At 62.1% G+C, this 23,593-nt stretch carries 20 protein-coding genes; 6 read left to right on the top strand and 14 right to left on the bottom strand.

Annotated elements, in window-relative coordinates; all coding sequences use genetic code 11:
- Positions 1-116 precede the first annotated feature (116 nt).
- The 5 genes from ASD52_RS11840 to ASD52_RS11820 all read right to left on the bottom strand — a co-directional run bounded on the left by ASD52_RS11840 (position 117) and on the right by ASD52_RS11820 (position 4,900).
- Positions 117-1,091 (bottom strand): TRAP transporter substrate-binding protein, encoded by a 975-nt coding sequence (locus tag ASD52_RS11840; RefSeq protein ID WP_057206047.1) that lies wholly within the window; start codon positions 1,089-1,091, stop codon positions 117-119.
- Between the two features lie 60 nt (positions 1,092-1,151).
- Positions 1,152-2,033: an amidohydrolase family protein gene (locus tag ASD52_RS11835; protein ID WP_057224485.1), complete on the bottom strand. Its 882-nt coding sequence runs from the start codon at positions 2,031-2,033 to the stop codon at positions 1,152-1,154.
- A gap of 1 nt (position 2,034) precedes the next feature.
- The gene (locus ASD52_RS11830; RefSeq protein WP_057224483.1) at positions 2,035-3,171 is read right to left on the bottom strand and encodes a mandelate racemase/muconate lactonizing enzyme family protein; all 1,137 of its coding nucleotides are present in this window, start codon (positions 3,169-3,171) and stop codon (positions 2,035-2,037) included.
- A 1-nt stretch (position 3,172) separates the two neighbouring features.
- The gene (gene kdgD, locus ASD52_RS11825; RefSeq protein WP_057224481.1) at positions 3,173-4,078 is read right to left on the bottom strand and encodes a 5-dehydro-4-deoxyglucarate dehydratase; all 906 of its coding nucleotides are present in this window, start codon (positions 4,076-4,078) and stop codon (positions 3,173-3,175) included.
- A 69-nt stretch (positions 4,079-4,147) separates the two neighbouring features.
- The gene (locus tag ASD52_RS11820) at positions 4,148-4,900 is read right to left on the bottom strand and encodes a FadR/GntR family transcriptional regulator (protein ID WP_057224479.1); all 753 of its coding nucleotides are present in this window, start codon (positions 4,898-4,900) and stop codon (positions 4,148-4,150) included.
- 143 nt (positions 4,901-5,043) lie between these two features.
- Between ASD52_RS11820 and ASD52_RS11815 the strand changes: the two genes are divergently transcribed.
- On the top strand, positions 5,044-5,886 hold the full coding sequence (locus tag ASD52_RS11815) for an NAD(P)-dependent oxidoreductase (RefSeq protein ID WP_082571806.1): 843 nt from the start codon (positions 5,044-5,046) through the stop codon (positions 5,884-5,886).
- A 175-nt stretch (positions 5,887-6,061) separates the two neighbouring features.
- Here ASD52_RS11815 and ASD52_RS11810 read toward each other — a convergent pair whose 3' ends face one another.
- The 3 genes from ASD52_RS11810 to ASD52_RS11800 form a co-directional block, all read right to left on the bottom strand.
- Positions 6,062-6,853, bottom strand: coding sequence for a LytTR family DNA-binding domain-containing protein (locus ASD52_RS11810; RefSeq protein ID WP_051509268.1), 792 nt, complete (start codon positions 6,851-6,853; stop codon positions 6,062-6,064).
- On the bottom strand, positions 6,850-7,944 hold the full coding sequence (locus ASD52_RS11805; RefSeq protein WP_057206062.1) for a histidine kinase: 1,095 nt from the start codon (positions 7,942-7,944) through the stop codon (positions 6,850-6,852). The genes ASD52_RS11810 and ASD52_RS11805 overlap by 4 nt, the downstream gene beginning before the upstream one ends.
- Positions 7,945-8,106: 162 nt before the next feature.
- The gene (locus tag ASD52_RS11800) at positions 8,107-9,201 is read right to left on the bottom strand and encodes a histidine kinase (RefSeq protein WP_025429926.1); all 1,095 of its coding nucleotides are present in this window, start codon (positions 9,199-9,201) and stop codon (positions 8,107-8,109) included.
- A 251-nt stretch (positions 9,202-9,452) separates the two neighbouring features.
- Between ASD52_RS11800 and ASD52_RS11795 the strand changes: the two genes are divergently transcribed.
- Both ASD52_RS11795 and ASD52_RS11790 read left to right on the top strand, forming a co-directional pair.
- Positions 9,453-12,587, top strand: a complete 3,135-nt coding sequence (locus ASD52_RS11795) for an autotransporter domain-containing protein (protein WP_162254163.1) — start codon at positions 9,453-9,455, stop codon at positions 12,585-12,587.
- Entirely contained in the window at positions 12,587-13,123 is a 537-nt protein-coding gene (locus ASD52_RS11790; RefSeq protein ID WP_057206068.1) for an invasion associated locus B family protein, read from the top strand. Before ASD52_RS11795 ends, ASD52_RS11790 begins: the two co-directional genes overlap by 1 nt.
- 61 nt (positions 13,124-13,184) lie before the next feature.
- Here ASD52_RS11790 and ASD52_RS11785 read toward each other — a convergent pair whose 3' ends face one another.
- From ASD52_RS11785 to ytfQ, 6 genes are all read right to left on the bottom strand, one after another.
- A complete protein-coding gene (locus ASD52_RS11785; protein WP_156612966.1) occupies positions 13,185-14,441 on the bottom strand; it encodes a GGDEF domain-containing protein in 1,257 nt (418 codons plus the stop codon).
- 114 nt (positions 14,442-14,555) lie between these two features.
- Positions 14,556-15,299, bottom strand: coding sequence for a FadR/GntR family transcriptional regulator (locus tag ASD52_RS11780; RefSeq protein WP_082555537.1), 744 nt, complete (start codon positions 15,297-15,299; stop codon positions 14,556-14,558).
- Positions 15,300-15,322: 23 nt separating this feature from the next.
- Complete coding sequence (yjfF, locus tag ASD52_RS11775) at positions 15,323-16,291, bottom strand: galactofuranose ABC transporter, permease protein YjfF (RefSeq protein WP_057224471.1); 969 nt, start codon at positions 16,289-16,291, stop codon at positions 15,323-15,325.
- Positions 16,288-17,313 (bottom strand): ABC transporter permease, encoded by a 1,026-nt coding sequence (locus tag ASD52_RS11770; protein WP_025429932.1) that lies wholly within the window; start codon positions 17,311-17,313, stop codon positions 16,288-16,290. The genes yjfF and ASD52_RS11770 overlap by 4 nt, the downstream gene beginning before the upstream one ends.
- Entirely contained in the window at positions 17,310-18,830 is a 1,521-nt protein-coding gene (ytfR, locus tag ASD52_RS11765) for a galactofuranose ABC transporter, ATP-binding protein YtfR (RefSeq protein WP_057224469.1), read from the bottom strand. Before ytfR ends, ASD52_RS11770 begins: the two co-directional genes overlap by 4 nt.
- Before the next feature lie 237 nt (positions 18,831-19,067).
- Positions 19,068-20,030, bottom strand: a complete 963-nt coding sequence (ytfQ, locus tag ASD52_RS11760; protein WP_025429934.1) for a galactofuranose ABC transporter, galactofuranose-binding protein YtfQ — start codon at positions 20,028-20,030, stop codon at positions 19,068-19,070.
- A 313-nt stretch (positions 20,031-20,343) separates the two neighbouring features.
- Between ytfQ and ASD52_RS11755 the strand changes: the two genes are divergently transcribed.
- The 3 genes from ASD52_RS11755 (at position 20,344) to ASD52_RS11745 (ending at position 23,593) form a co-directional block, all read left to right on the top strand.
- Complete coding sequence (locus ASD52_RS11755) at positions 20,344-21,186, top strand: inositol monophosphatase (RefSeq protein WP_156612965.1); 843 nt, start codon at positions 20,344-20,346, stop codon at positions 21,184-21,186.
- Between the two features lie 80 nt (positions 21,187-21,266).
- Entirely contained in the window at positions 21,267-21,878 is a 612-nt protein-coding gene (locus ASD52_RS11750) for a dual specificity protein phosphatase (RefSeq protein WP_057206080.1), read from the top strand.
- Complete coding sequence (locus ASD52_RS11745; RefSeq protein ID WP_057224467.1) at positions 21,878-23,593, top strand: metallophosphoesterase; 1,716 nt, start codon at positions 21,878-21,880, stop codon at positions 23,591-23,593. Before ASD52_RS11750 ends, ASD52_RS11745 begins: the two co-directional genes overlap by 1 nt.

Genomic DNA, 23,593 nt, shown 5'->3' with positions numbered 1-23,593 from the left:
ACACTCAGGCGTATCGGATGCCGCTAAAGCGCGTCGCGATCTCCAGGATTCGCTAAGCTCTTGATTTTTCGCATCTCGGCATCGCAAAACCGCTGCACACTTTTACGCAGCTTGCTCTAGTTGATGGCGCGGATCCGCTCGAGCAGGTCCTTCATCTGTGGGTCGGTGACGAAGCGATCGTAGACCGGCTTCATCGCCGCGGAGAATTCGGCCTTGTCGACGGTGATGACGTTGGCGCCGGCTGCACGAACCTTTTCCTCCGACGCCTTTTCCCGCGCCGTCCAGAGCTCACGCATCTTCACCACCGATTCCTTCGCCGATTCCTTCAGGACCTTCTGGTCGTCGGGCGAAAGCTTGTCCCAGCTCATCTTCGAGATCACCAGGATTTCCGGATTGAGGGAATGTTCGGTCAGAGTGTAGTTCTTGGCAACCTCGAAATGCCTGGAGGATTCGTAGGACGGCCAGTTGTTTTCCGCCGCATCGACGACACCGGTCTCAAGCGACGAATAGACCTCGCCGAAGGGCATCGGCGTGGCGTTCGCGCCGAACGCTTCCATCATTGCAATCCACAGGTCCGACTGCTGGACGCGAACCTTCATGCCCTTGAGATCGGCCAGCTTCTCGATCGGCTTCTTGGTGGAATAGAACGAGCGCGCGCCGGAATCGTAGAAGGCAAGTCCGATCAGGCCGTGCGGTTCGAAGGCGGCAAGCACTTCGTCGCCGATCGGCCCGTCGACGGTCTTGTGCATGTGCTCGGTCGAGCGGAACAGGAAGGGAAGCCCGAGCACGACGGTCTGCGGCACCAGGTTGTTGAAGGGTGCTGCATTGACGCGGTTCATGTCGATGACGCCGAAGCGCGTCTGCTCGATCGTGTCCTTTTCGCTACCAAGCGCTGCATTGTTGGTGACGTCGATCTTGATGCGGCCATTGGTGCGCTTGGCGACCAGTTCGCCCATGTATTTCACAGCCTCGACGGTCGGATAACCGTCCGGGTGGATGTCGGCCGAGCGCAGCGTGATTTCCTGCGCCTGCAGGGTGCCGGCGCTGAGGGCAACGCCCAGGGCCAGGCAAAGCGTTTTTGCGATGTTCATTTTGTCCTCCTCCTTCTTGTAGCGCCGAAGCCTCCTCGCTTCGGACGAATGCGGGTGGCTTCAGGCACCTCTGTCCGTGAATGGCTTCAAGCCAAAGAGCCGTTCAGGATTTTCGACGAGCACGCGATGACGGGCGCCGGCGTCCGGCAGCCAGCCCAGAACTGTGTCGGTCAGTTCGGCATCGTCGGGATAGTCGGCACTGGTCTTTGCAAGGTTGTGTGGCCAGTTGCTGCCCCAGACCACGCGTTCGGGCGCATGCGCGACAACCGCGCGCGACAGTGCGGCGACGTCGGCAAAATCGGGACCGCCGGTCTTTGAGGATTCGTAGACACCGGCAAACTTGAACCAGCAGTTGCCGCCATCGATCAGCCGCTTGACCGCGGCGACTTCGGGTCCATCCGGTGCCGCGCCGGAGAAGAACTTGCCGTGATGGTCGAAAACCCAACGGGATTTCAGTTTCTGCAGTCTTGGTTCGTGCTGAAGGATGTTGCTGCCGTCGAACTGGATGGCGACCATCCAGCCGCGGGCTGCCGCCCGGTCATCCACAGCTTCGAGTTCGTCAAGGCCGACGGCGCCGCCGGGCAGATCCATGATCCTTGCGCCGATGACCCCTGCCGTAGATAGCGCGTCGAGCTCGCGCTCCGAGGTCTCCGCGCCGAAGGCGGCGACGCCGCGGGCCAAGGGTCCCATGGCTTTCAGGCAGGCAATCAGATTTGTATTGTCGCGCTGATGGGCATTGCCCTGCGTGATGATGACCCTGTCTATGCCGAGCCACCGCATGAGCTTTCTGTATTGGCCCGCATCGGGCAGGGCACCGGCGGGAAGTGCGGGCCCGCCAGCAAGGGCGGGAAAGCCGGGCAGATACATATGCATCTGGGTATCGACTGTGCCTCTTGGCAGCGCGATTTTTGGCGGGCGACCGGAGAGCGTTCTGACCAGCATCTCAATCATCCCTCATCCGGAACTCGGCAAGCGCATCGCGGTCGATTTCGATGCCAAGTCCCGGACCACCGGGGATTTTGACAACCCCCTGGTCATGCTCGATCGGCGTTTTGATCACCGCCTGCCGGAACGGATTTTCGGTGCGATCGAATTCGAGGATCGGCTCGATCGGATTGACGCGCACCGGATTGGGCACCATCGCCGCCATGAACTGGAGGGCGGCAGCGATATGAACCGCCGTCCCCCAGACATGCGGGACGATGCGGACGCCATGGAGCGCTGCCATATCGGCGACGCGTCGCGCCTCGGTGAACCCACCGACGCCGGCAAGATCGGGCTGGAGAATGTCGACGGCGCGGGTTTCGACCGGCTCGCGCATCCCCCAGCGGCTATGCCAGGTTTCTCCGCCGGCGACCGGTATCGGTTGGCCGGCACGCACTTCACGATAGGCGCCGAGCTGTTCCGGCACCACCGGCTCCTCGAACCAGTCGATGTCCAGCTCGGCAGCCTTGCGGCCAAACGCGAGCGCCTCAAGCACGTCGTAGCCATGATTGGCATCGACCATCAGCCGCATGTCTGTGCCGACCGCTTCGCGCACGGCACGGACGACAGCAAGATCCTCGCGCACGCCAAACCCGATCTTGATCTTGCTGGCATGAAAGCCCTCAGCGCGATAGCGGGCGACTTCGGCGGCGTTGTCCTCGACCCGGTCGATGCCGTCGCGCTTGAAGCTTCCCGTCGCATAGGCCTTGACCGTTTCGCGGAAGCGGCCTCCGAGAAGTGTGGAAACCGGCACGCCGAAATGTTTGCCCTTGATGTCCCAAAGCGCGATGTCGATGCCTGACAGCGCGGTCAGCGCCAGGCCGCGCTGGCCCTGGTCGCGCAGCGCGTTGTAGAGCCGCGCCCAGATCTTTTCGGTTTCAAGTGGATCGGCGCCCGTAAGCCAAGGGGTATAGGCGGCGACCACGGCGGCGTTGGGTCTTGCTGGGCCAAGGCATTCGCCCCAGCCGGTGGTGCCGTCGTCGCAGACGATCTCCACCAGCACATGGGCCCGCCGGTCGAAGCGCATCGACGCGCTCTCGAACGGCACCGCAAGGCGGTGTTCCAGCAGATGCGTGCGGACGGCTGTGATTTTCATCCTAGCGTTTCCAGGGCGCAATAAGCGTTGCGAGCATGTCTTCTTCCTGCGCCGTCAGGTCGTCGAGCGGCGGCCGCACGCGGCCCGCATCAAAACCCTGCAGCCGGACGCCGGCCTTGATCGCGGCGACGGCATAGCCCTTGCGGCGGTTGCGGATGGCCATGAAGGGGTAGAAGAAATCACGCAGGATCTCTTCGCAGCGTGCCCGATTGCCAGCGCGCAACGCCTTGTAGAACTCGACGGCGAGCCCCGGCACGAAATTGAAGACGGCGGACGAGTAGGTGGTGAAACCCGCTCCGAGATAGGCTTCGGCGAAGAGTTCGGCCGTTGGCATGCCGCCGAGATAGGTGAGCCGGTCGCCCATCGTCGCGGTGATCTGGCGGATGAGGCCGATATCGCCCGTCCCATCCTTGAAGCCGATGAGGTTGGGGCATTCGTCGCACAGACGCTTCAGCGTATCGACTGTCAGCACCGAGTTGTCGCGGTTATAGACCATGACGCCGATGCCGACGGACTGGCAGATCTCTCTCACATGAACGAAGAGCCCCTCCTGCGGTGCGTCGATCAAGTAATGCGGCAGAAGCAGGATGCCATCAGCGCCGGATTTTTCGACGGCGCGCGCCAGCTCGACGCCGATCTCGGTGCCGAAGCCGCATCCCGAAACAATGGCGGTTTTGCCGGCAGCTTCTTTAGCGGCGGCGACGATGCCCGGTATTTCCTTAGGCGAAAGCGAAAAGAACTCGCCGGTCCCGCCGGCGGCAAACAGCACTGGGGCATCGAAGCCGGACAGCCATTCGACATGGCGACGGTAGCTCTCGGGATGGAACTTTCGCTCGGCATCAAAATGCGTCACGGGAAACGACAACAGACCGGCGCCGAGCGCGGCCTTGATCTCTTGCGGCGTCATACTCGATTTCCTCTGCCTGCCTCCTCCGGCAAAGTTGTCGTACATGTATGATGAGATTGTGTCAATGAGTTATCGTACAGGTGAGCGCTGTTCGCGAAGCAGTGTCCGGTAGCGGGCCTGGCTGCCGCGCAGATGGCGTCGCATCGCCTCGCGCGCGCCCTCTTCGTCGCCGTTGGATATGGCGACAACGATGTCGTTGTGTTCGTTGTCGAGCATGGCGATATAGGCTGATTGGTCCTGTTCGCTGTCGTCGTTGCGCAGTGCACCGCGCGGGATGACGTTTCTGCCGATCATCGCCAGGAACTCGCGGAAGCGCGGATTGTTGGTGGCCTCGGCTATGGCGAGATGCAGGGCGAAGTCGGCTTCGACGCTGGAGATGCCGGCGTTGAGGCAGGCGCGTACCGCATCGTGTCTTTCGATGATCACCTCTTCCTGAGCGGGCGACCGGCGAAGCGCTGCAAGCCCTGCGGCTTCTACCTCCACGGCGGTTCGCAACTCCAGCAGTTCGATCATGGAGGATACGCGCGCCGGGTCGATATGATGCAGGGAAAGCGGTATGGGTCCGGCGGCGGGTGGGGGATCGAGAACGAAGACACCCGCGCCCTGACGCGCCTCGACCAGCCGGTCTGCCCGAAGCGCGGCGATCGCCTCGCGCACGACCGTGCGGCTGACGCCATGAGCCTCGGAGAGCTGCGCCTCGCTCGGCAACTTGCTGCCCGGCGGAAACTGACCCGCAGTGATCGCCCGCCGCAACGTGTCGCCGAGCCTCGACGTCAACGTGCCTGTTCCGGTGCCCGGCTCCAGCTTCGTTTGAACGCTCATCTCGTCTCCTTCTCGTGGTCGTTTGTCCGCCTGTAGGTACGTTTTGTCCAGCCTGTGTGCCACATCAATCGGCTTGTGGCATCACATGTCCGATTTATTGACGTGACAACATCAACCTGTATGATGAGTTGAGTTTAAATGCAATGCATGGATACCGGCTGCAGGGCGCCGGTTACGGAGGACGGGACTTGAAGCGACTGTTGATCACGGGTGCGGCGGGGGCACTGGGTCGCGCCATGCGGGCGCGCGTGGCTCATCTGGCCGAGATCGTGCGTCTCTCGGATATTGCCGATCTAGGCACGGCGGCACCGCATGAGGAGATCATGCCCTGCGATCTCGGCGACGCGGCCGCCGTGCATCGGCTGGTCGAGGGCTGCGACGCCATTCTTCATCTCGGTGGCATCTCGGTCGAGGACAAGTTCTCCAAGATCCTCAATGCAAACCTGCTGGGTCTCTACAATCTCTACGAGGCCGCACGGGCGCACGGTCAGCCGCGCATTCTTTTTGCCAGCTCCAACCACACAGTCGGCTTCTACCGGCAGGACGAGCACGTGGAGGCGGATGCGCCGATGCGCCCTGATGGCCTCTATGGCGTGTCGAAATGTTTCGGCGAGGCGCTGGCCCGGATGTATTTTGAGAAATTCGGCCAGGAGACGGCGCTTGTTCGGATCGGCAGCTGCATGGAAAAGCCGACCAACCACCGCATGCTGTCGACCTGGATGTCCTATGACGATTTTGCCGCGCTGATCGCTTGCGTGTTCCGCGCGCCGATGCTCGGATGCCCCATCCTCTGGGGCATCTCGGACAATGACAGCCGCTGGTGGGACAATTCGCACGCCGCCTATCTCGGCTGGCGACCTCGCGACAATGCCGAGCACTTCCGCGCCGAACTCGAACTCTCTCCCGGCCGGCCGGAGACCTCGTCGCCGCTTGCCGTCTATCAGGGCGGGATGTTCACGCAGGACCCGATTTTTACCGAAGACTAGCAGGTTGGGGATGGTAGCCTGACCTTTGCCATCGGCGACAGTGCGCCGTTGGATGCTGCGGCCGGCCGGCGTCCTAGAGCAATTCCACGAAAAGTGTGAAACGGTTTTCCGTCCGGAATTGCGCTATTTCAACGAGCTAGATCATTTCACTGTTTCGATGAAACAGTGAAGTGATCTAGCGCTCTGTGGAGAGGGGACGCACCTGCTTTACGTAGGTTCGCCCGACGCGGATTTCGCTTCCGTCCGACAGAAGCGCGATCAAGGCGGCGAAGGGCGCCTGCCGCAAGCCGACGATGCAATGGCGCCGAACGATCGAGCTTCGGTGGAGCCGGAGAAACTCAGCCGGGTCCAGCCGGCCTGCGAGTGAAGCCAGGCTCTCGTGGTGCAGGTAGGATTTGTTCTCGGTGTGGATGCGGACGTAGTCGCGCTCCGCCTGGAACCGCACCACGCGATCGAGCGCGATGCGAATGAACTCGCCTCTTGCCTTCACCCAGATATCGGCGACCTGCGCCTCCTGCTTGCGAAGCGCCTGCCGGAGCGCCCGCACGGTTTCGTTGAGTTCCAGCACGCGTTCGGCGCTTGTTCGTGCCGCAATCGCCATGCGGGCCCGATCAATCGCAGTTCGTAGACGATTGGGCTCGATCGGTTTGGTGACATAGTCGACCGCGGCGGCCTCGAAGGCGCGAAGGGCATAGTGATCGAAGGCGGTCACGAAAACGACGGCAGGTGCGTTGTTGCCCAACCGTTCCAAAATGTCGAAGCCGGTGCCGCCGGGCATCTGGATGTCGAGCAGGATCACGTCCGGCAAAAGTTCGGCGACGAGAACGCAGGCCTGCTGCACATTGCCGGCCGTCCCGACGATCTTGATCCCGGGCATGGCCCCGAGCAGGCGTATAAGCCGGCGACGCGCCAGGGGCTCGTCATCGATGACGAGGATCGACAGGGGCTCTATCTGGATTTCGTTCATGCGAGCCTCAGGGGCATTGTGATTGCTGCTCTGAAACGCTTGGGCGTTACAAGGCCGGATACACAGGCGCCGACGCCTGGAAAGCGCGCCTGCACCCGATCGGCGACATTCTTGAGACCGATCCCGGTGCCGGAAGACTGGCGTCGCCCGCCCCCGGTCTCCGGCGCGATATCGTTTTCGACGGCGATCTCGAGCGCATGGCCGACCTTGGCCGCGCTGATGACGATCTCAACCTGATCAGGAGAGCGGCCGACGCCGTGTTTCACGGCGTTCTCGATCAAGGGCTGCAGGATCAGACTTGGCACCAGAGCCTCTTCCAGGCCATTGGCGATGTCCATCCGCAGCTTCATCCGGTCGGAGTAACGCTCGCCTTCGATATGCAGATATCCGGTTTGCAGGGCGAGTTCATCCGCAAGCCGCACGTCGTGCAGCGGGTCGAGCTCCAACGTCGTGCGCAGAAAGTTCGAAAGCGACATCACCATGCGGGTCGCTGCAATGGTCTGCCCTTCCTCGATCAGGCCGGTGATGGAGTTCAGCGTATTGAACAGAAAGTGCGGATTGACCTGGTATCGGAGCGCACGCATTTGCGCGGCCAGTGCTTCCTCCCGCGAGATCGCCAGGCGCCGTTCGCGCTCACGCAGCTCGAAGCTGTAGAGCAGCGCGACGAAGAAGAACGACCACCCCACGAACGTCGCCATGCTGTAGACGAGCGTGTAACCGGTATTCGTCCAGTCGACCGTGATCGGGTCGGGACGCACGAATAAAACATAGAGCAGGAAGTCGATGCCGGTATTGGCAAAGGCGGCAATGAGAGAGGTGGAGAATCCAACGACGATCTTGGTGGCTATATGCCGGTGCCTGACCCGAAACATCGCCGCCGCGATACCGTAGGAAAGAACCATGCCACAGGACATCAGCAGCAATTTGCCGGGGGCAGACACGATCGGATCGGTTCCGAGTATGCCCCACAGGATACTGCTGATGAGAAATTCCACGAACCAATAGAGAAAACCGAGCCAGAGCGTCGTGCGCCGAACGCTGCCGATATAGGCGCTTTCGTCCGGCGATTTTGTTTCGTCCTTGGGTTTCATGCCATTTTTATCGTTCAACCGGCCGCCAATGTCGATTGCCGTTCGTCGGCGAAATCAAGCCGTTTGCAGAAAGTCCCGACCTTTCGGGCGCTGCTATTTGCCGCTTGCGGAATGCAAACCCCGTTGCTTTTGCCGGCCTGCCGCTCCGCGGAGGCCTTAGCGTCATGCCAGCCTCAAGGGCATGGTGATCGCCGCCCGAAAGCGGTGCGGTGCGACAAGACCGGAAATGAAGGCCCCCATCTCCGGAAATCGGGCCCTGATGCGGTCGGCGACATTCTTGAGGCCTGTACCCGTTCCCGGAGGCTTTTTGGTCGCGCATTGCGGTTCGATCGTCAGGTCGTTTTCGACGGAAAGCTCGAGGGTTTCACCGTGACGTGCCGCGCTGATCAGGATTTCGACCGCGCCGGCCGAACTGCCGACGCCGTGTTTCACCGCATTCTCGATCAGCGGCTGGAGAATGAGGCTCGGCACGAGCGCCTGCTCCAGGCCGGGTGCGATGTCGAGCTTCAGTCGCATGCGGTCCGAGAAGCGCTCGCCCTCGATGTTGAGATAGCCGATCTGCAGCGCCAGCTCGTCGGCGAGACAGACGTCCTGCATTGGGTCGAGTTCGAGCGTCGTGCGCAGGAAGGAGGAGAGCGAAAGCACCATGCGGCCCGCCGCCGTCGAAGCACCTTCCTCGATCAGCCCGGCGATCGAATTCAAGGTGTTGAACAGGAAGTGCGGGTTGACCTGGTAGCGCAGCGCCCGCATCTGCGCCGTTAACGCTTCTTCTCGCGTCAAGGCCAGGCGCCGTTCGCGTTCGCGCAACTCAAAATTGGAGAGAAGCGCAATGTAGAAGAAGGCCCATCCGTGGAACAGCGCCACGCAATAGATGACGGTATAGGCGACGTTGGTCCAGTTGACGTCGGCCGGATCGCCATGCGCGATAAGAAAGTGGCAAGCGAGGTCGACGCCGGCGTTGATCACTGCCGCGACGAGCGACAAGGCGGAGCCGACCAGGAGCTTGAAGAGAATGGAACGCTCCCTGCACCTGAAGAGCGTGGCTGCCATCGCATAGGACATCAGCGTGCCGTTCAACACCAGGATCAAGGTGATCGGCGCAACTTCTATTGGGTCATATCCGAGGACTGCCCATAGTACGCTGGTGATGACGCCCTGCATGAATTGATAGAGGAAGCCGTAGGAAAGGGTCGCACGGCGAACACCTGCGGTATACTGAGTCTCTTCCGGCGAAGCCGTGTCATCTCCTCGTGCCATGTGGGTTTATCCCTCAAGCCGAGATGGTTGTCGATTGCCGTTCGTCGGCGAAATCGAGCCGTTCGCAGAAAGCCCCAACCTTTGGGCGCTGCAATTTGCCGTTTGCAGAAAGCAGAATTCTCCCCTTTCCCCGGCTTGCTATAGCGCCCGATGACCCGCCGCCCCCTGGCTCGTATTCGCCTGGGGGTTGTGCGCTGACGAACGCAAATGAAAAGGGGCAGACATTGAATACCTGTGTGAAGGCGGACGTTTTGAGGATCAACCTTCTGAGCTCGACTGCGCTTGGACGCGCCGGTCTTGTCTCGATCATGCTGGCGGCCGTGCCGTTCGTCCCGTCGCCGGCGAAAGCGGCCGGATTGCTCGTTCCAAACGACACGACCTGGACCACCGACCAGACGATCAACGGCAATCTCGTGATCCGCGGCGGTCCCAGTGGCGCTACTCTGACGATCAAGGACGGCGCCTCCGTCGAAAGCAAGGGCGGCTACATCGCTGACGGCAAGGGCTCGGTCGGAACGGTCGTCGTTTCCGGTCCCGGCTCGACCTGGGATATCGTCGATCCAGATCCGCGCGGCTACCGCGTGCTTTTCGTCGGGGGTTTCGAGGGCGGCATCTACGGCGGCAAGGGCACGCTGATCGTCGAGAATGGCGGCAAAGTCTCGGCGAAGGAGACCTACATCGGTGCCTTGCAGGAAGGCGACGGAACGCTCGTGGTTCGCGGTGCCGGATCCATGCTCAGCACCGATTTTCTGGGCGTCGCCTTCGGCGCACTGACGCTCAACACTGGCGCGGTCAGGATCGAGGACGGTGGCGTCATCAACTCCAACAAGGCCATTTTCGAGAACGGCACGGTTCTGGTGAGCGGCGAGAATTCGCGCTGGATCAACGCCGGCGACTTTACGATCGGCGACAGCTTCACGATCGAGAAGGGCGCCGTGGTCTCGACCAACACCGCGACCCTCCGGGAGGATGAGAGCGTCGACACCATTCAAGTGTCTGTCGACGGCGCTGGCAGCGAGTTCAAGGTCAATGACAAGCTGACGATTGGCGAGGCCGGAGACGTCAACCTTTCGGTCGCCAACGGCGCAAAGCTGTCAGCGGGCGGTGGTATCGTCCTTTCTGGCGTCGGTGGTGCGATCCGGGAAGGCATGGGCAGTCTTTCGATCGGCGGCAAGGTCGATATGGATCGTGTCGGCGGCCCGATCGCTCGGCAGGCGCAGGCGGCCGGCACGGTCGATCCCTCCTCGAAGATCGATTTCGGCCCAAGGAAGGGGCACGTCAATTTCAACCACACGAACACCGGCTATGAATTTGCCAACACGATCGGTGGCCAAGGGTCGATCAACAATTTCTCGGGCGAAACGGTCGTGAGCGGCGACCTGACGAAGTTCCACGGCAAGGTGAACGTCTCCGGCGGTAAGCTGGTTCTCAAGAGCAACCTCGACACAATCGATAACGACGCGGACACGGGCCCCTTGGACTACAGCACGACCCGGTTCGACGTGAAGGATGGAACCCTGATCGTCGATGGCGAAGCGGGAAGAGTGCAGACAACTTTTCTTGACGGAAAGACCTACACCAATTCCGTCGTCGTCTGGGGGGAAACGCTGAACCGCATTGGCAATCCGGCCTCGACGGCTTTCGGCCGCCTTGGCGGATCCGGCACTATTGGGACCACCGCGGTCGACAAGAGAGCGGTCATTGCACCGGGAAACAATTCGACCGGCACGCTGACGATCATGGGGCAACTGGAAATGAGCGACGGCTCGATCTACGAGGCCGACATCGCCGGCGACGGTCGCGCCGACAGGATCGCCGTCAAGGGCTTGCAGAACGGCGTGCGGGGCGATGGCGTCGCGACGATCGGCAATGGCGTCAATGTCGAGGTGACCGCGCTCGATGCCAATACCAGCTACCAGAACGGCCACACCTATACCATTCTGACCGCGGAAAACGGTGTCGACGGTCAGTTTGCCCAGGCGATTTCGAAGTCCGCCTTTCTCGATGTCACGCTGGAGCAGAAGGACAAGCAGGTCGATCTCAAGATCGCGATCAAGGATACGGGTACACCTAATCCTGGTAATCCCAATCCTGGCAACCCGAACCCCGGTAATCCAAATCCCGGCAACCCGAACCCGGGCAATCCCAATCCCGGCAACCCGAACCCTGGCAATCCCAACCCTGGAAACCCGAACCCGGGCACGCCGGGCACGTCGGCCAAGTTCGAACGCGTGGCCATCAGCGGCAATCAGAGGAACACGGCGCTCGCCCTCAACACGCTTGCGCAGAGCGGGCCATCGCTTGCGCTCTACAACATTCTCCTGAGGCTCGACGCCGCCAATGCGCGTGGTGCCTTCGACCGCCTGTCCGGCGAGGTTCATGCTTCGGCACAGACAGCGCTGATCAATGACAGCAGCTTGCTGCGCAACGCGGCGAACGACCGCATTCGCGACGCTTTCGGCGACGTTGCTGCTGCGAATGTCCCGGTTCTGGCCTACGGGCCGGAGGACAAGATCACGACCGGTGCAGTCGCCGCGATCGACGCGGTCGCCGTCCCGCCGCCGCCAATGGTCGGCTGGGGACAGGTTTTCGGCTCCTGGACCAACACCGATGGCAACGGCAATACCGGCCAACTCGATCAGTCGACGGGTGGCTTCATCACCGGCTTCGATGCGGCGGTCTCGGACAATGCGTTGGTTGGCATCATGGCCGGCTACAGCCGGACGAATTTCGACGTCGACAGCCGTGCTTCGAGCGGCGACAGCGACAACTACCATCTCGGCGTCTACGGTGGCGGCCGTTGGGGCGATGTCGCGTTGCGGTCCGGCCTTGCCTATACCTGGCATTCGATCGAGACGGAGAGAGCGGTCGTCTTCCCAGGTTTCCGGGACGCGTTGAAGGCCGACTATGATGCCGGCACATTCCAGGCGTTCGGCGAAGTCGGATACCGTATCGACCTGCCGAGCGTAGCGCTCGAGCCCTTCGCGAACCTCGCCTATGTCAGCCTTCACACCGACGGTTTCACTGAGAGTGGTGCTGCGGCGGCTCTGTCGAGCAGGAGCAACACGACCGATACGACCTTCACGACGCTCGGTCTTCGTGCGTCGGCCCCTCTCAGTCTGGGGGCCACCAATGCCAAGGTGCGCGGCATGCTTGGTTGGCAGCACGCCTTTGGCGATACAACGCCTTTCTCGACGATGGCTTTCGGCACGGGCAGTGCCTTCTCGGTTGCCGGTACGCCGATCGCCGAGGATGCGGCGATCATCGAGGCCGGCATTGATTTCGCGCTGACCGACACTGCGAGCCTCGGCATCACCTACACCGGCCAGTTCGGCTCAGGCACGACGCAGAATGCCGTCGATGCCAAGCTTGATGTGCGCTTCTGATGCGGCTTTTACGCTGGATCACCGCAACGTTGATGGCGACGATCGTCGCCACCAACCCGCTCTATGCGCAGGAGGCGCCGAAGGACGCGACGGCCCCCTCTTCGCTCGCCGAGACCTACGACGACTGGAGCGTCGCCTGCGCGGTGACAGACGGCAATCGCAGGTGTGTTCTTTCGCAGCGCCAGGTTCACCAGAGCGGACAGCGCGTGCTGACGCTGGAACTTGAACCGGTCGACGGCGCTGGCCTCCAGGGACAGCTCGCGCTGCCTTTCGGTCTCTACCTGGACAAGGGCGTCTCTCTTGGGGTCGATGATGCCACGGGTAGCAAACCCTCGCGGTTTCGAACCTGCATGCCGGTCGGATGCATCGTCGCGCTGACGTTCAATGAGGAGACGATCAAGCTGCTGCGTGGCGGCAAGGTGCTGAAGCTCGTCGCCTTTGCCAGCGACACCGAGAAGGAGGTCAGTTTCTCGATCTCGCTCAAGGGGTTTGCAACCGCGCTCGACCGCACCATTGCCTTGATGCAGAAGGCTTGAGGCGAGGCGTGTTGCCGGCGGCTGCTTGCGCCTCAGTTGCCGGTACGACGATAGCGACGGCTCAGGCGCAGTTAGCCATCGGACCTCTCTCGGTCCTCCCCGGGGAAGGCGCTCTCTCGTTCGGTTGGGCCGCCAGCCCCGATGCGAACTGGGGAGCGCTGTCCTTGCCGGCGATCCAGACCGCGTTTCGCCCTGCCGCCTTTGCCGCATAGAGCGCTCGATCGGCGGAAGACAGAAGCTCGCTTGCCTCCTGTTGCCTTGCGACAAAGGCAACACCGACGCTGACGGTCGCCGAAAGCGTCGTGTTTCCGGCCCTGACCCGCGCCTGCTCGAAGGCACTGCGGATGTCCTCGGCGATGGCTGCGGCCTGCGATCGGTCGACCCCGGGGAAGCAGGCCGCAAACTCTTCGCCGCCCATGCGCGAGAGGAAGCCCTTGCCGCCAACGGCTTGCGAGATGACCGCCGCGCACTCGATGAGCACCTTGTCGCCGACAGCGTGTCCATGGCGATCGTTGATCGCCTTGAAGTGGTCGATGTCCATGTACATCAACGCTCCATCATCGGGTCTTGTCGCCAGATAGGCGTCGACGCTCGCCATGAAAGCGCGCCGGTTCTGCACACCGGTGAGGGCGTCGGTTTCCGACGCCAGCTTGTATCTGTACTGCGTTCTTTCTTTGATCAGCGCGAAGAACGAGAACCCGCCCGCAAGACTGTGGATGAAGAGTTCGAAGGTCAGCAGCTGATACCATATCGGCTGTTCGGCGCCCGACGCCGTGTTGCCGAAAAGCGGCCAGACGAAGATCAGCGGGATGCGCACGAGATAGAACAGGCCATGCGTGGCGAAGAGAAATGCGACGATGTAAGAGCTTGGAAGCCTGCGGAAATTGTCGGAGCGGAAAATCTCGACCGCGATCATCGCCGAATAGACGAAGATCAGCGCGGAAAACAGCACGATCCTGCTGGTGACATTGTTCTGGACATAATCGGAAAAACCGGTGACCAGCAACCACAACACCGGCCCGGCCAATGCGGACGCGATCTTCAGCGGTTGATTGTCGAAGGCGCGCAGGCCGAGCCAGATGAGCGCCAAGCCCAGAACCGTCAGGGCGTTGCCCAGCGTCACCGGGACGAAGGAATGACCCGGACCTCGGAAGGCAAGCAGGGTAAATCCAAGTGCGGCGACCAGAAATGCGCAGGACCACAGCCTCAGTTCCAGGCTGTTGCGCTCCTGGCGTGACGCGAGCGCGAAGAAGACTGCAAAGACCACCAACGTCGCGAAGGAGCTGATCATGATCGTCGGGGTATGTAGCGCTTCCACCGTCAACTCCTGGATTCTGCGGGACGTTATGCGCCAGAATCTTAAAGGTTTCGCAAATGACGGGGGCGGCGATTAGCAGGGGTCGGGGACGCCGAACTCGGTATTTCCTGCGCGCTATGACGGCCTGGTTTGTCGCATCGTCAGGTCCGACATCAGCCGCTGTTGGCCGGCCCGGATCACGTCTTCCATTGCATGTCGGGCGCCTTTGGCATCACCGCGGCGGATTTCCTCGACGATGCGGATATGGGTCACGGCGACGCGGTCGATTTCGCTGCGGTCGGCGGAAGGATTGGTGAGTTTGAAGACGCCGATCAGTGCCGCCTCGATCAGGCTGCCCACCGTGCGCATGAACGGGTTGAGGGACGCTTCGAGGAGATGCAGGTGGAATTCGAGGTCGGCATGCGCCAGCGTTTCGGCGCTGTGGTCTTCATTGCCCATGGCAACGGCGAGCCGCATCATCTGGGCGATGTCGGCGTCGGTGGCGCGCTCAGCCGCAAGCGCTGCCGCAAAGGGTTCGAGCGCCAGCCTGATTTCGCTCAGGTGATTCAAAAACTCCTCGTCGACGCCAACGCTGAAATGCCAGGAAAGCACGTCGCTGTCGAACAGGTTCCAATGCGCCCGCGGCATGACCCGCGTCCCGATGCGCGCGCGCGGGAACACCAGACCTTTGGCCGCGAGCGTCTTCATTGCCTCGCGCAGCACGGTGCGCGACACCTTGAAGCGTGCCGCCAGCTCGACGTCACCAGGCAGAATATCGCCGGCTAAGAACTCTCCGCCGACCACCGCGCGCCCGAGCTCGTCCACGACATGGCCGTGGCTTGAGCGTTTCACAGGTTGCTTTGCGAAGGTTCCTGGCAGCATGAGGTGCACCCATGCCCTTCCTAGACGTGCCGCTGTTCGTTGCGGGACACGTATACGATGCCCTTCTGCATGAGGATGAAGACGAACAGCAACAGGCCGATCAGGATCTTCGTCCACCAGCTGGAAAGCGAGCCGTCGAAGGTGATGTAGGTCTGGATCAAGCCCTGGATGAGGATACCGATGAAGGTCCCGGCAACAAAGCCGGAGCCGCCGGTCAAAAGCGTGCCGCCGATCACCACCGCAGTGATCGCATCGAGTTCGACGCCGACGGCCGCAAGCGAGTAGCCGGCCGAGGTGTAAAGCGAGAACACGATGCCGGAAAGGCCCGCGAGCAAACCTGACAATGCGTAGATCATGATGGTGGTGCGTCCGACCGGTACGCCCATCAGCTTGGCGGTGGCGGTGCCGCCGCCGAGGGCATAGACGTCGGTGCCGAAGCGGGTGCGGTGGGCAATGAGGATGCCGATGCCAAAGACGAGCAGCATCAGCCCACCGATGAGCGTGATCCTGCCGCCGCCGGGAAGCTTGTAATAAAAACCCTTCAACGTGCCGTAGAACGGATGCTTGATGGCGATGGAATCGATCGACAGCACGAAGGCCATGCCGCGGGCCAGAAACATGCCGGCGAGCGTGACGATGAAGGCCGGCATCTCCAGATAGTGGATGATGGCGCCCATTACCGCTCCGAAGAACGTCGTGATCAACAGCACCATGGCGAAGACGGCGAGCGGATGGGCGCCGCTATTCTCCAGCACGACGGCCAGGAACACACCGGTGAAGGCGATCACCGAGCCGATCGAAAGGTCGATGCCGCCGGACAGGATCACGAAGGTCATGCCGACGGCGGCGATGCCGAGGAAGGCGTTGTCGGTCAGCAGGTTGCCGATGACCCGCGTCGACAGGATGTTGGGATACTGCGCCACGCAAAGCGCATAGCTCAAGACGAAGATGACGATGGTTGCGGTCAGCGGCAGGTATTTGGGTTTCATCGCGCTTGCCGCTCCGTCGGTTTTCTGCTGGCGCGCAGAAGCGCGACAAAGGTGAAGGCGTTTCGAACCGGTGGCGACTGCAGCACGAGAATGAAGACGATGATCGCCGCCTTGATGATCAGGTTGAATTCCGGCGGAAAGCCGGAAAGCAGGATGCCGGTGTTGATCGACTGGATGATGATGGCGCCGAGCACGGAGGCGGCGATGCTGAAGCGGCCGCCGAGAAGCGAGGTGCCGCCGATGACGACCGCAAGAATGGCGTCGAGTTCGAGCCAGAGCCCGGCATTGTTGGCGTCGGCGCCCTTGATGTCGGCGGCGGCGATAATGCCGGCAATCGCGGCACAAAGGCCTGATAGCATATAGGCAGCGATCAGCAGCACCGGCGTCAGCACACCGGATAGCGTGCTTGCCTGGCGGTTGACGCCGATCGCCTCGATCAGCATGCCAAGCGCCGTCTTTCGCACGATCAGCGCTACCAGGATGCCGAAGATCAGCCAGATGATCACGGGCAGGGGCAGCCAAGCGAATGAGCCGCTGCCAAGAAAAATCAGCCCCTCATCGTTGAAGGTGAGGATCGCGCCTTCGGTGACGAGCTGAGCGATGCCGCGCCCGGCGACCATCAGAACCAGCGTTGCGATGATGGGCTGGATATCGAGAATGGCGACGAGGATACCGTTCCAGAGACCGCAGAGAATGCCGGTGCCAAGGGTGATCAGAAGCGTCATCGCCAGCGAGTGGCCCGACGTGATCGACGAGGCGGCGACTGCCCCGCAGATCGCCATCACGGCGCCGACAGAAAGATCGATGCCCTTGGTGGCGATAACGACGGTCATGCCGATCGCGAGCAGAACCACAGGGGCGCCGCGGTTGAGGATGTCGATGAGACTGCCATAGAGGCGGCCGTTCTGGATTTCGAGGCGGAAGAAGCCCGGGAACACGAAGGATACCATCAGGAGAATGACCGCCAGCGCTATCAGCTGCGGTAGGAGCCTGATCGCATAGCCCCTAAGTATTGCTGTCATGCCGCTCCCCGTTCATTCGCCGATGCGATGGCCTCGATGATCTGGTCCGCCGTGATCCGATCGCCTTCGAGCGAGGCGACGTGCTGGCGGTCGCGCAGCACCACGATGCGCGTGCTGTAGGCAACGAGTTCCTCGATCTCCGACGATATGACCATCAGCGACATGCCTTTCTCGCGCAGACCCTCGATGAGCCGGACGATCTCGGCATGCGCGCCAACGTCGATGCCGCGCGTCGGCTCGTCGAGGATCAGGAATTCGGGTTCCGTTGCTAGCCAACGGGCAAGAATGGCTTTCTGCTGGTTGCCGCCGGAAAGCAGTCGGATCGGCTTTTCGCGATCGGCCGTGCGGATGTCGAGCGCCCTGATATAGTGGTCCGCCAGGCGGTTCTGCTCGGTACGGGAGATCGGACGGGTCCAGCCGCGTCGCGCCTGAAGGGCGAGCACGATGTTTTCGCGCACCGAGAGATCTCCGACGATGCCCGCGGTCTTGCGGTCCTCGGGGCAGAAGCCGAACCGTCGCGCGATCGCCTGGCGCGGCGACGATAGCTGGACGGTCTTGCCGTCGACTTCAGCCGTGCCGCTGTCGGCGCGATGGGCACCAAAGAGGATCTCGGCCGTCTCCGTGCGGCCGGAGCCGAGAAGCCCGGCAATGCCGACAACTTCGCCCGCCCTCAAATCGAGGTCGAAGGGGGAGACGTGGCCCTTGCGGCCAAAATTGCGGAAGCGATAGCGCACCGATCCGGTGAGATCCGCTCCTTCGCGCGCAGAGCGGATTTCCGCTGCAAGCTCGCGGCCGATCATCATCGAAATCAGGTCGCGCCGCTCGAGTGACGCCGTGTCTCGGGTGCCAACCAGCTGGCCGTTGCGAAGCACAGTGATGCGGTCGGAGATTTCGTACACCTGTTCGAGGAAATGGGTGATGAAGACAATGCCGAGGCCACGCGCCTTCAGTCGCCGGATGATGCGAAACAGCATCTCGACTTCGTGGGCGTCGAGACTTGCCGTCGGCTCGTCGAGGATCAGCACCTTGCCGGAGAGATCGACGGCGCGGGCGATCGCGACGACCTGCTGTATGGCGACGGAATAGCTGTCGAGCGCGCGGGTGACGTCGAGGTCGAGCTCGTAGTTTTCAAGCAGTGCGCGCGCCTGACGGTTCATGGCGCGGACATCGACGAAACCCAACCGGCGCGGCTGTCGGCCGAGGAAAAGGTTTTCCGCTACCGTCAGGTTCGGCAGCAGGTTGACCTCCTGATAGACGGTGCCGATGCCGAGCTTCTGCGCATTGAACGTATCGCGCGGATCGATCTCGACGCCGTCGAGCAGGATCATGCCCCCGTCGCGCCGGTACGCGCCGGTGAGGCATTTGACCAGCGTCGACTTGCCGGCGCCGTTCTCGCCGAGAAGCGCATGGACCTCGCCTCTGCGCAAATGAAAGTCAACCTTGTCCAGGGCTCTCGCACCGGGAAAGACCTTGTCGATCCGGGTCGCCGAAAGCAGGTTGTCGCCGATGGTCTGCATGATCCCTCCCTGACTGGAACGCGGCGCACTCAGTCGAGCACGCCGCATTACTTCAGTGTTCCGAAAATCAGCATGCTTCACCTCGATCCTCGTGCTCGAGCGAAGCATGCCGACCGGACATCGAGCCCGCGGCGACAACGAGGCGGGCGAGCCCGTTCCGTCGTCCAACTCCGCAGTATCGATCGTCTGGCTTGTGACAACAGGCGCCGACGGTTCGCGTCGACGCCGGTCGCGGGATCAGTAACCGAGACCCTTCTTCGCTTCGTAGATCTTCATCGGATCGTCGGCCTGGGTGTAGAGCTTCGATTCCGTCTGGATCCACTTCGGCGGCTTTGTTCCGTCCTTCTGGAACGCGGCGAGCGCGTCGAAAGCGGGGCCTGCCATGTTCGGGGTCAGTTCGACGGTGGCGTTGGCTTCGCCCGCGGCCATCGCCTGGAAGATATCCGGCACGGCATCGATCGAAACGACGAGGATGTCGCTGCCCGGCTTCAGGCCGGCTTCCTTGATCGCCTGGATGGCGCCGACCGCCATGTCGTCGTTGTGGGCGTAGAGCGCGCAGATATTCTTGCCGCCGTCTTCGGCCTTGAGGAAGCTTTCCATGACTTCCTTGCCCTTGGTGCGGGTGAAGTCGCCGGTCTGGCTGCGGACGATCTTCAGGTTGTCGTGGCCGGAAAGCGCCTGCTCGAAGCCCTTCTTGCGATCGATCGCCGGTGAAGACCCTGTCGTGCCCTGGAGTTCGACGATGTTGCACGGCTTGCCGGCAACCGTGTCGGCAAGCCATTTGCCGGCGACATTGCCTTCATGCACGAGGTCAGACGTGACGGCGGTCATGTACAGCTCGTCGGACGCATCGACGGTTCGGTCGAGCAGGATGACGGGGATTTCCGCGTCCTTGGCTTCCTCGAGAACCTCGTCCCAACCGGTGGCGACGACGGGGGCAAGCAGGATGGCGTTGACACCCTGGGCGATGAACGAGCGTAGCGCCTTGATCTGGTTTTCCTGTTTCTGCTGGGCATCGGCGAATTTCAGGTCGATGCCGCGCTCTTCAGCCTGCTGCTTCGTCAGCGTCGTCTCTGCAGCGCGCCAGCCGGACTCCGAGCCGATCTGCGAAAAACCGACAACGAGATCTGCGGCAGATGCGCTGCCAAACGTGCAGGCAGCAAGGATCGTTGCACTCGCGAGTGCTTTGGCGAATTTCATGATTTCCTCCCAAAGAAAGCTGCTCTCCTCGCAGCAGTTTCAAAAAATCATATAATAATACTTTTGTAAACTCACCTTTGAGGACAAGCGCCGAGGGCGCGCATCGGATGCGCCTCGCTTCCGGCTCGCATTCGCCGCACGGTCAAGAGGATCGAAGACAGCCGCCGATATCGCCTGCATCCCGCCTGCATTGTTCGAAACCGTTCGTTGGCGGCGAGCAGGGCATTCGTCGCACGAGCTGGTCCAGAATGAGGCTTGTCACCATTGAACGCGTGTGCAAAGATGCTCGCGTGTGCAAAGGAGTCGTGCCCGAATGAACCTGGAAAGACCATTCTATTCGAACGATCTTGAGGGTCGGGCGAGCCTTTGCCGAGACATTATCCTGTCGGCGGGAGCGCTTGTGCTCCGTGGCTTTGAAGACAGCGCGACGCGCGCCTTCTCGATGAAGGGGCCGCAGGACTTTCTGACCGAGACGGATGCCGCCTCCGAGGCGCATATCCGCAAGGCGATAGCCGAGCACTTTCCTGACGACGCCTTCTTCGGCGAGGAGGGCGGCGGATCGATCAGTAATCGTCTCTGGGTGGTCGATCCGGTCGACGGCACCGCCAATTTTGCCCGCAGCATCCCGCATTTCTGCATCTCGATCGCCTATATCGAGGATGGTCGGGCGGAGATCGGCGCCATCTACAATCCCGCACTGGATGAGCTCTACTTCGCCCGGCGCGGTTCAGGCGCGACCCGCAACGGTCAGCCGATCGCCGTCGCCGCCACCACGGCGTTTGAGACGGCGTCGGTGGAAATGGGCTGGTCCGGCCGCGTGTCGAACGAGATTTATCTCGAAACGATCCGCGATCTGCTGGCGCTCGGCACCAATGTCCGCAGGGCAGGCTCGGGCGCGCTGGCGCTTGCCTATGTCGCTGACGGTCGTTCGGATGCCTATATCGAACTGCACATGAACTCCTGGGACTGCGTGGCGGGATTGCTGCTTGTCGCCGAGGCCGGCGGTGATGTCTGTCCCTTCATGGAGATCGGCAGCCTTCGCGGCGGCGGGCCGGTTCTGGCATCCGCGCCAGGCATCGCCGGTGGGATAAGCCGGGCATCGCGGATACCGATCGCCTCGACAGGCGACGTCGTTGCCGAACTGCAGCTCGCCTGAGCGGCTCTGCCAAGGGCGCCGACAATGCGAATTCTGGGTGGCATGCCTTTCGGCGTCGCCCGATCTGGAAAGGAAACGGCATGGATGCACCTGTTTATGCGCGCCCGGCGATCAGTCTGATCGCAAGCGGGATCGGTCCGCACAAATCCGATCTCTATATCGGCGGCAGCGACGGCGCACGCGATCTCGAATTGCTGAAGCACCACGGCATTTCGGTGGTGGTCAACTGCGCGATCAATCTCGATATCAACTGGGTGCGCGAGAGGGAGGCTGACGATGGTGGCGATCTGCGGCCGAGCGGCTATGCCGACATTCGCTACTACAAGCTCGGCCTGATCGACGGCGAAGGCAGTCCGGATACGATGATGCTCGGCGCCTACTACATCCTGGACGGAGCACTGCGCCAGGCGATGCCGAAGCGCGAAACCTATCCCTTCGCCGATGGCGGCAATGTGCTGGTCAACTGCCGCGGCGGACGCAGCCGATCCGTCTCGCTCGTGGCCCTGTTCCTGCACAAACAGCAGCCGGAGCTTTTCCCGACGCTTGACGCCGCGGTCGCCCACATTCGTGAATACCGCGAACTGCGTCCCGACGAGTGGTTCGAGACACCGAAGCCGATGCTTTACGAGGCGGCACGCCGGGCGTCTGAATGGATCGACATGATCGCCGGCAAGACATCCGGGCGGGACTGATGTTGAAGCGCAGCCAAGCCAGTATCGCCGTCATCGCCGACGCGCATTTCCACGATCTCGAAGGCGATTTCGATTTCCCCGGCATGAGCATCGACGGGCAGCGGATGATGGTTCGCAGCTGGGCCGAAACGCGGCAGTCGACCCGTGTTTTTAACGAGAGCGCCAAGGCACTTTCAGTGGCATTGGACGAGGTGCGGGATCGGGGCATCCGGCACGTCGTCCTGCTCGGTGATTACACCGATGACGGTCAGCGGCAGACGACCGCAAGCCTGCGCCGGATCCTCGACCGGCACGCCAACGCATACGGCACCGCCTTCTATGCCCTTCCCGGCAATCACGACATTTTCGGTCCGACGGGGCGCCACCACACCAAGGAGTTCCTCGACCAGGATGGCGCCAGCGTCTGGGTGACCAGCGATCCTGCGTCGACGGCGGCGGGCGCGATCGTCACTCCGCGCATGTATTGCGAGGGATATCCCACCGGCCTCGGCCCGATGGCTGCCTGCGGCTATTTCCGCAAGCCGGAATATCTCCATTGGGAGACGCCGTTCGGCCTGTCCGACGATATCGAAAATCGGCGTTACGAGGTGGTTTCGCCGGATGGAAGCAACCGATATTCGTTGATGGATGCCTCCTATCTGGTCGAGCCGGAACCGGGAATCTGGCTGTTGATGATCGACGCCAATGTGTTCGAGCCACGGGATGGCACGTTCGTAGGCGGCGAGGAAGCAGCCTTTGTCGACAGCACCGCCGCCGGCTGGAACGCCATGCTGCGCCTGAAACCCTTCATCGTCTCGTGGATCACAGACGTCTGCGCGCGGGCAGAGGCGCTGGGCAAGACCGTGCTCGCCTTCTCGCATTACCCGGCGCTCGATCCATTCGACGGCGCGACCGGTGCCGAGCGTGTGCTCTTCGGGGAAACCAACATCGCCCGCCGCACGCCGCGCCAAGCTGTCACCGATGCCTTGCTGGGCGCCGGGCTGACCGTGCATTTCAGCGGCCACCTTCATGTCGAGGGTGTAACGCGACGCACCCGCGGCGAGCGCCAGTTGACCAATGTGGCAGTGCCCTCGCTCGTCGCCTATCCTCCAGCCTTCAAGATCATTCAGCCGGTGAACGGCGGTATTGTCGTCGATACCGTCGAGCTGTCGGCGAAGACGGTGGATCCGCGTCTGGCGCAGGCCTATCGCCGCGAGACGGAGCGGCTAGGGGAGACGGACGAAGCCGCCTTCAATGCCGAGGATTACGGCGCTTTCCTGCGGGCTCATAAGTTGGCCTTGGTTCACCACCGCTATTTTCCCAAGGAGTGGCCGCAGGATGTGGTGAGCCGCGTCTCGGGCGCCACGCTCTCAGGTATCTGCGCGGAACTTCTTGATGCCGACGTGGTGGTGCAAGCTTTGCACGCGCTTGCAAAAAAGTCCGGATTTTCGGCCGAACAAGTTGCTGCCTGCCGCATGATCGATGTCATCGCCGACTGGTACTGCCTGCGCCAGGCGGGTCACTTGGCGCTGCCTGCGATATCGCCAGAGCGGCTGCGTCTTTACCGCGCCCTTTCCGAGCGCTTCGGCCGAGAGCCGGATGAGGGGTGGGACCGCTCTGTCGCCGGTTTCCTGTCGATCTTCCTGGGCGCGTTTGCCGCCTTTCTCGACCGAGCGGAAGTGGGTGCGCGGCAGATCGAGATCACCTTGCAGCGAGAAGCGAAGGAGGTTGTTTGA

Source organism: Ensifer sp. Root142 (assembly GCF_001426785.1).
GTDB lineage: Bacteria > Pseudomonadota > Alphaproteobacteria > Rhizobiales > Rhizobiaceae > Ensifer > Ensifer canadensis.
The sequence above is the reverse complement of the archived record's forward strand: the minus strand, read 5'-3'. Positions and strand labels throughout refer to the sequence as shown.

Excerpts from the sequence above, each read along its gene's own strand:
- ASD52_RS11840 (WP_057206047.1), bottom strand. The coding sequence starts at position 1,091 with ATGAACATCGCAAAAACGCTTTGCCTGGCCCTGGGCGTTGCCCTCAGC.
- ASD52_RS11835 (WP_057224485.1), bottom strand. The coding sequence starts at position 2,033 with ATGCTGGTCAGAACGCTCTCCGGTCGCCCGCCAAAAATCGCGCTGCCA.
- ASD52_RS11830 (WP_057224483.1), bottom strand. The coding sequence starts at position 3,171 with ATGAAAATCACAGCCGTCCGCACGCATCTGCTGGAACACCGCCTTGCG.
- kdgD (WP_057224481.1), bottom strand. The coding sequence starts at position 4,078 with ATGACGCCGCAAGAGATCAAGGCCGCGCTCGGCGCCGGTCTGTTGTCG.
- ASD52_RS11820 (WP_057224479.1), bottom strand. The coding sequence starts at position 4,900 with ATGAGCGTTCAAACGAAGCTGGAGCCGGGCACCGGAACAGGCACGTTG.
- ASD52_RS11815 (WP_082571806.1), top strand. The coding sequence starts at position 5,044 with ATGCATGGATACCGGCTGCAGGGCGCCGGTTACGGAGGACGGGACTTG.
- ASD52_RS11810 (WP_051509268.1), bottom strand. The coding sequence starts at position 6,853 with ATGAACGAAATCCAGATAGAGCCCCTGTCGATCCTCGTCATCGATGAC.
- ASD52_RS11805 (WP_057206062.1), bottom strand. The coding sequence starts at position 7,944 with ATGAAACCCAAGGACGAAACAAAATCGCCGGACGAAAGCGCCTATATC.
- ASD52_RS11800 (WP_025429926.1), bottom strand. The coding sequence starts at position 9,201 with ATGGCACGAGGAGATGACACGGCTTCGCCGGAAGAGACTCAGTATACC.
- ASD52_RS11790 (WP_057206068.1), top strand. The coding sequence starts at position 12,587 with ATGCGGCTTTTACGCTGGATCACCGCAACGTTGATGGCGACGATCGTC.
- yjfF (WP_057224471.1), bottom strand. The coding sequence starts at position 16,291 with ATGAAACCCAAATACCTGCCGCTGACCGCAACCATCGTCATCTTCGTC.
- ASD52_RS11770 (WP_025429932.1), bottom strand. The coding sequence starts at position 17,313 with ATGACAGCAATACTTAGGGGCTATGCGATCAGGCTCCTACCGCAGCTG.
- ytfR (WP_057224469.1), bottom strand. The coding sequence starts at position 18,830 with ATGCAGACCATCGGCGACAACCTGCTTTCGGCGACCCGGATCGACAAG.
- ytfQ (WP_025429934.1), bottom strand. The coding sequence starts at position 20,030 with ATGAAATTCGCCAAAGCACTCGCGAGTGCAACGATCCTTGCTGCCTGC.
- ASD52_RS11755 (WP_156612965.1), top strand. The coding sequence starts at position 20,344 with ATGAACCTGGAAAGACCATTCTATTCGAACGATCTTGAGGGTCGGGCG.
- ASD52_RS11750 (WP_057206080.1), top strand. The coding sequence starts at position 21,267 with ATGGATGCACCTGTTTATGCGCGCCCGGCGATCAGTCTGATCGCAAGC.
- ASD52_RS11745 (WP_057224467.1), top strand. The coding sequence starts at position 21,878 with ATGTTGAAGCGCAGCCAAGCCAGTATCGCCGTCATCGCCGACGCGCAT.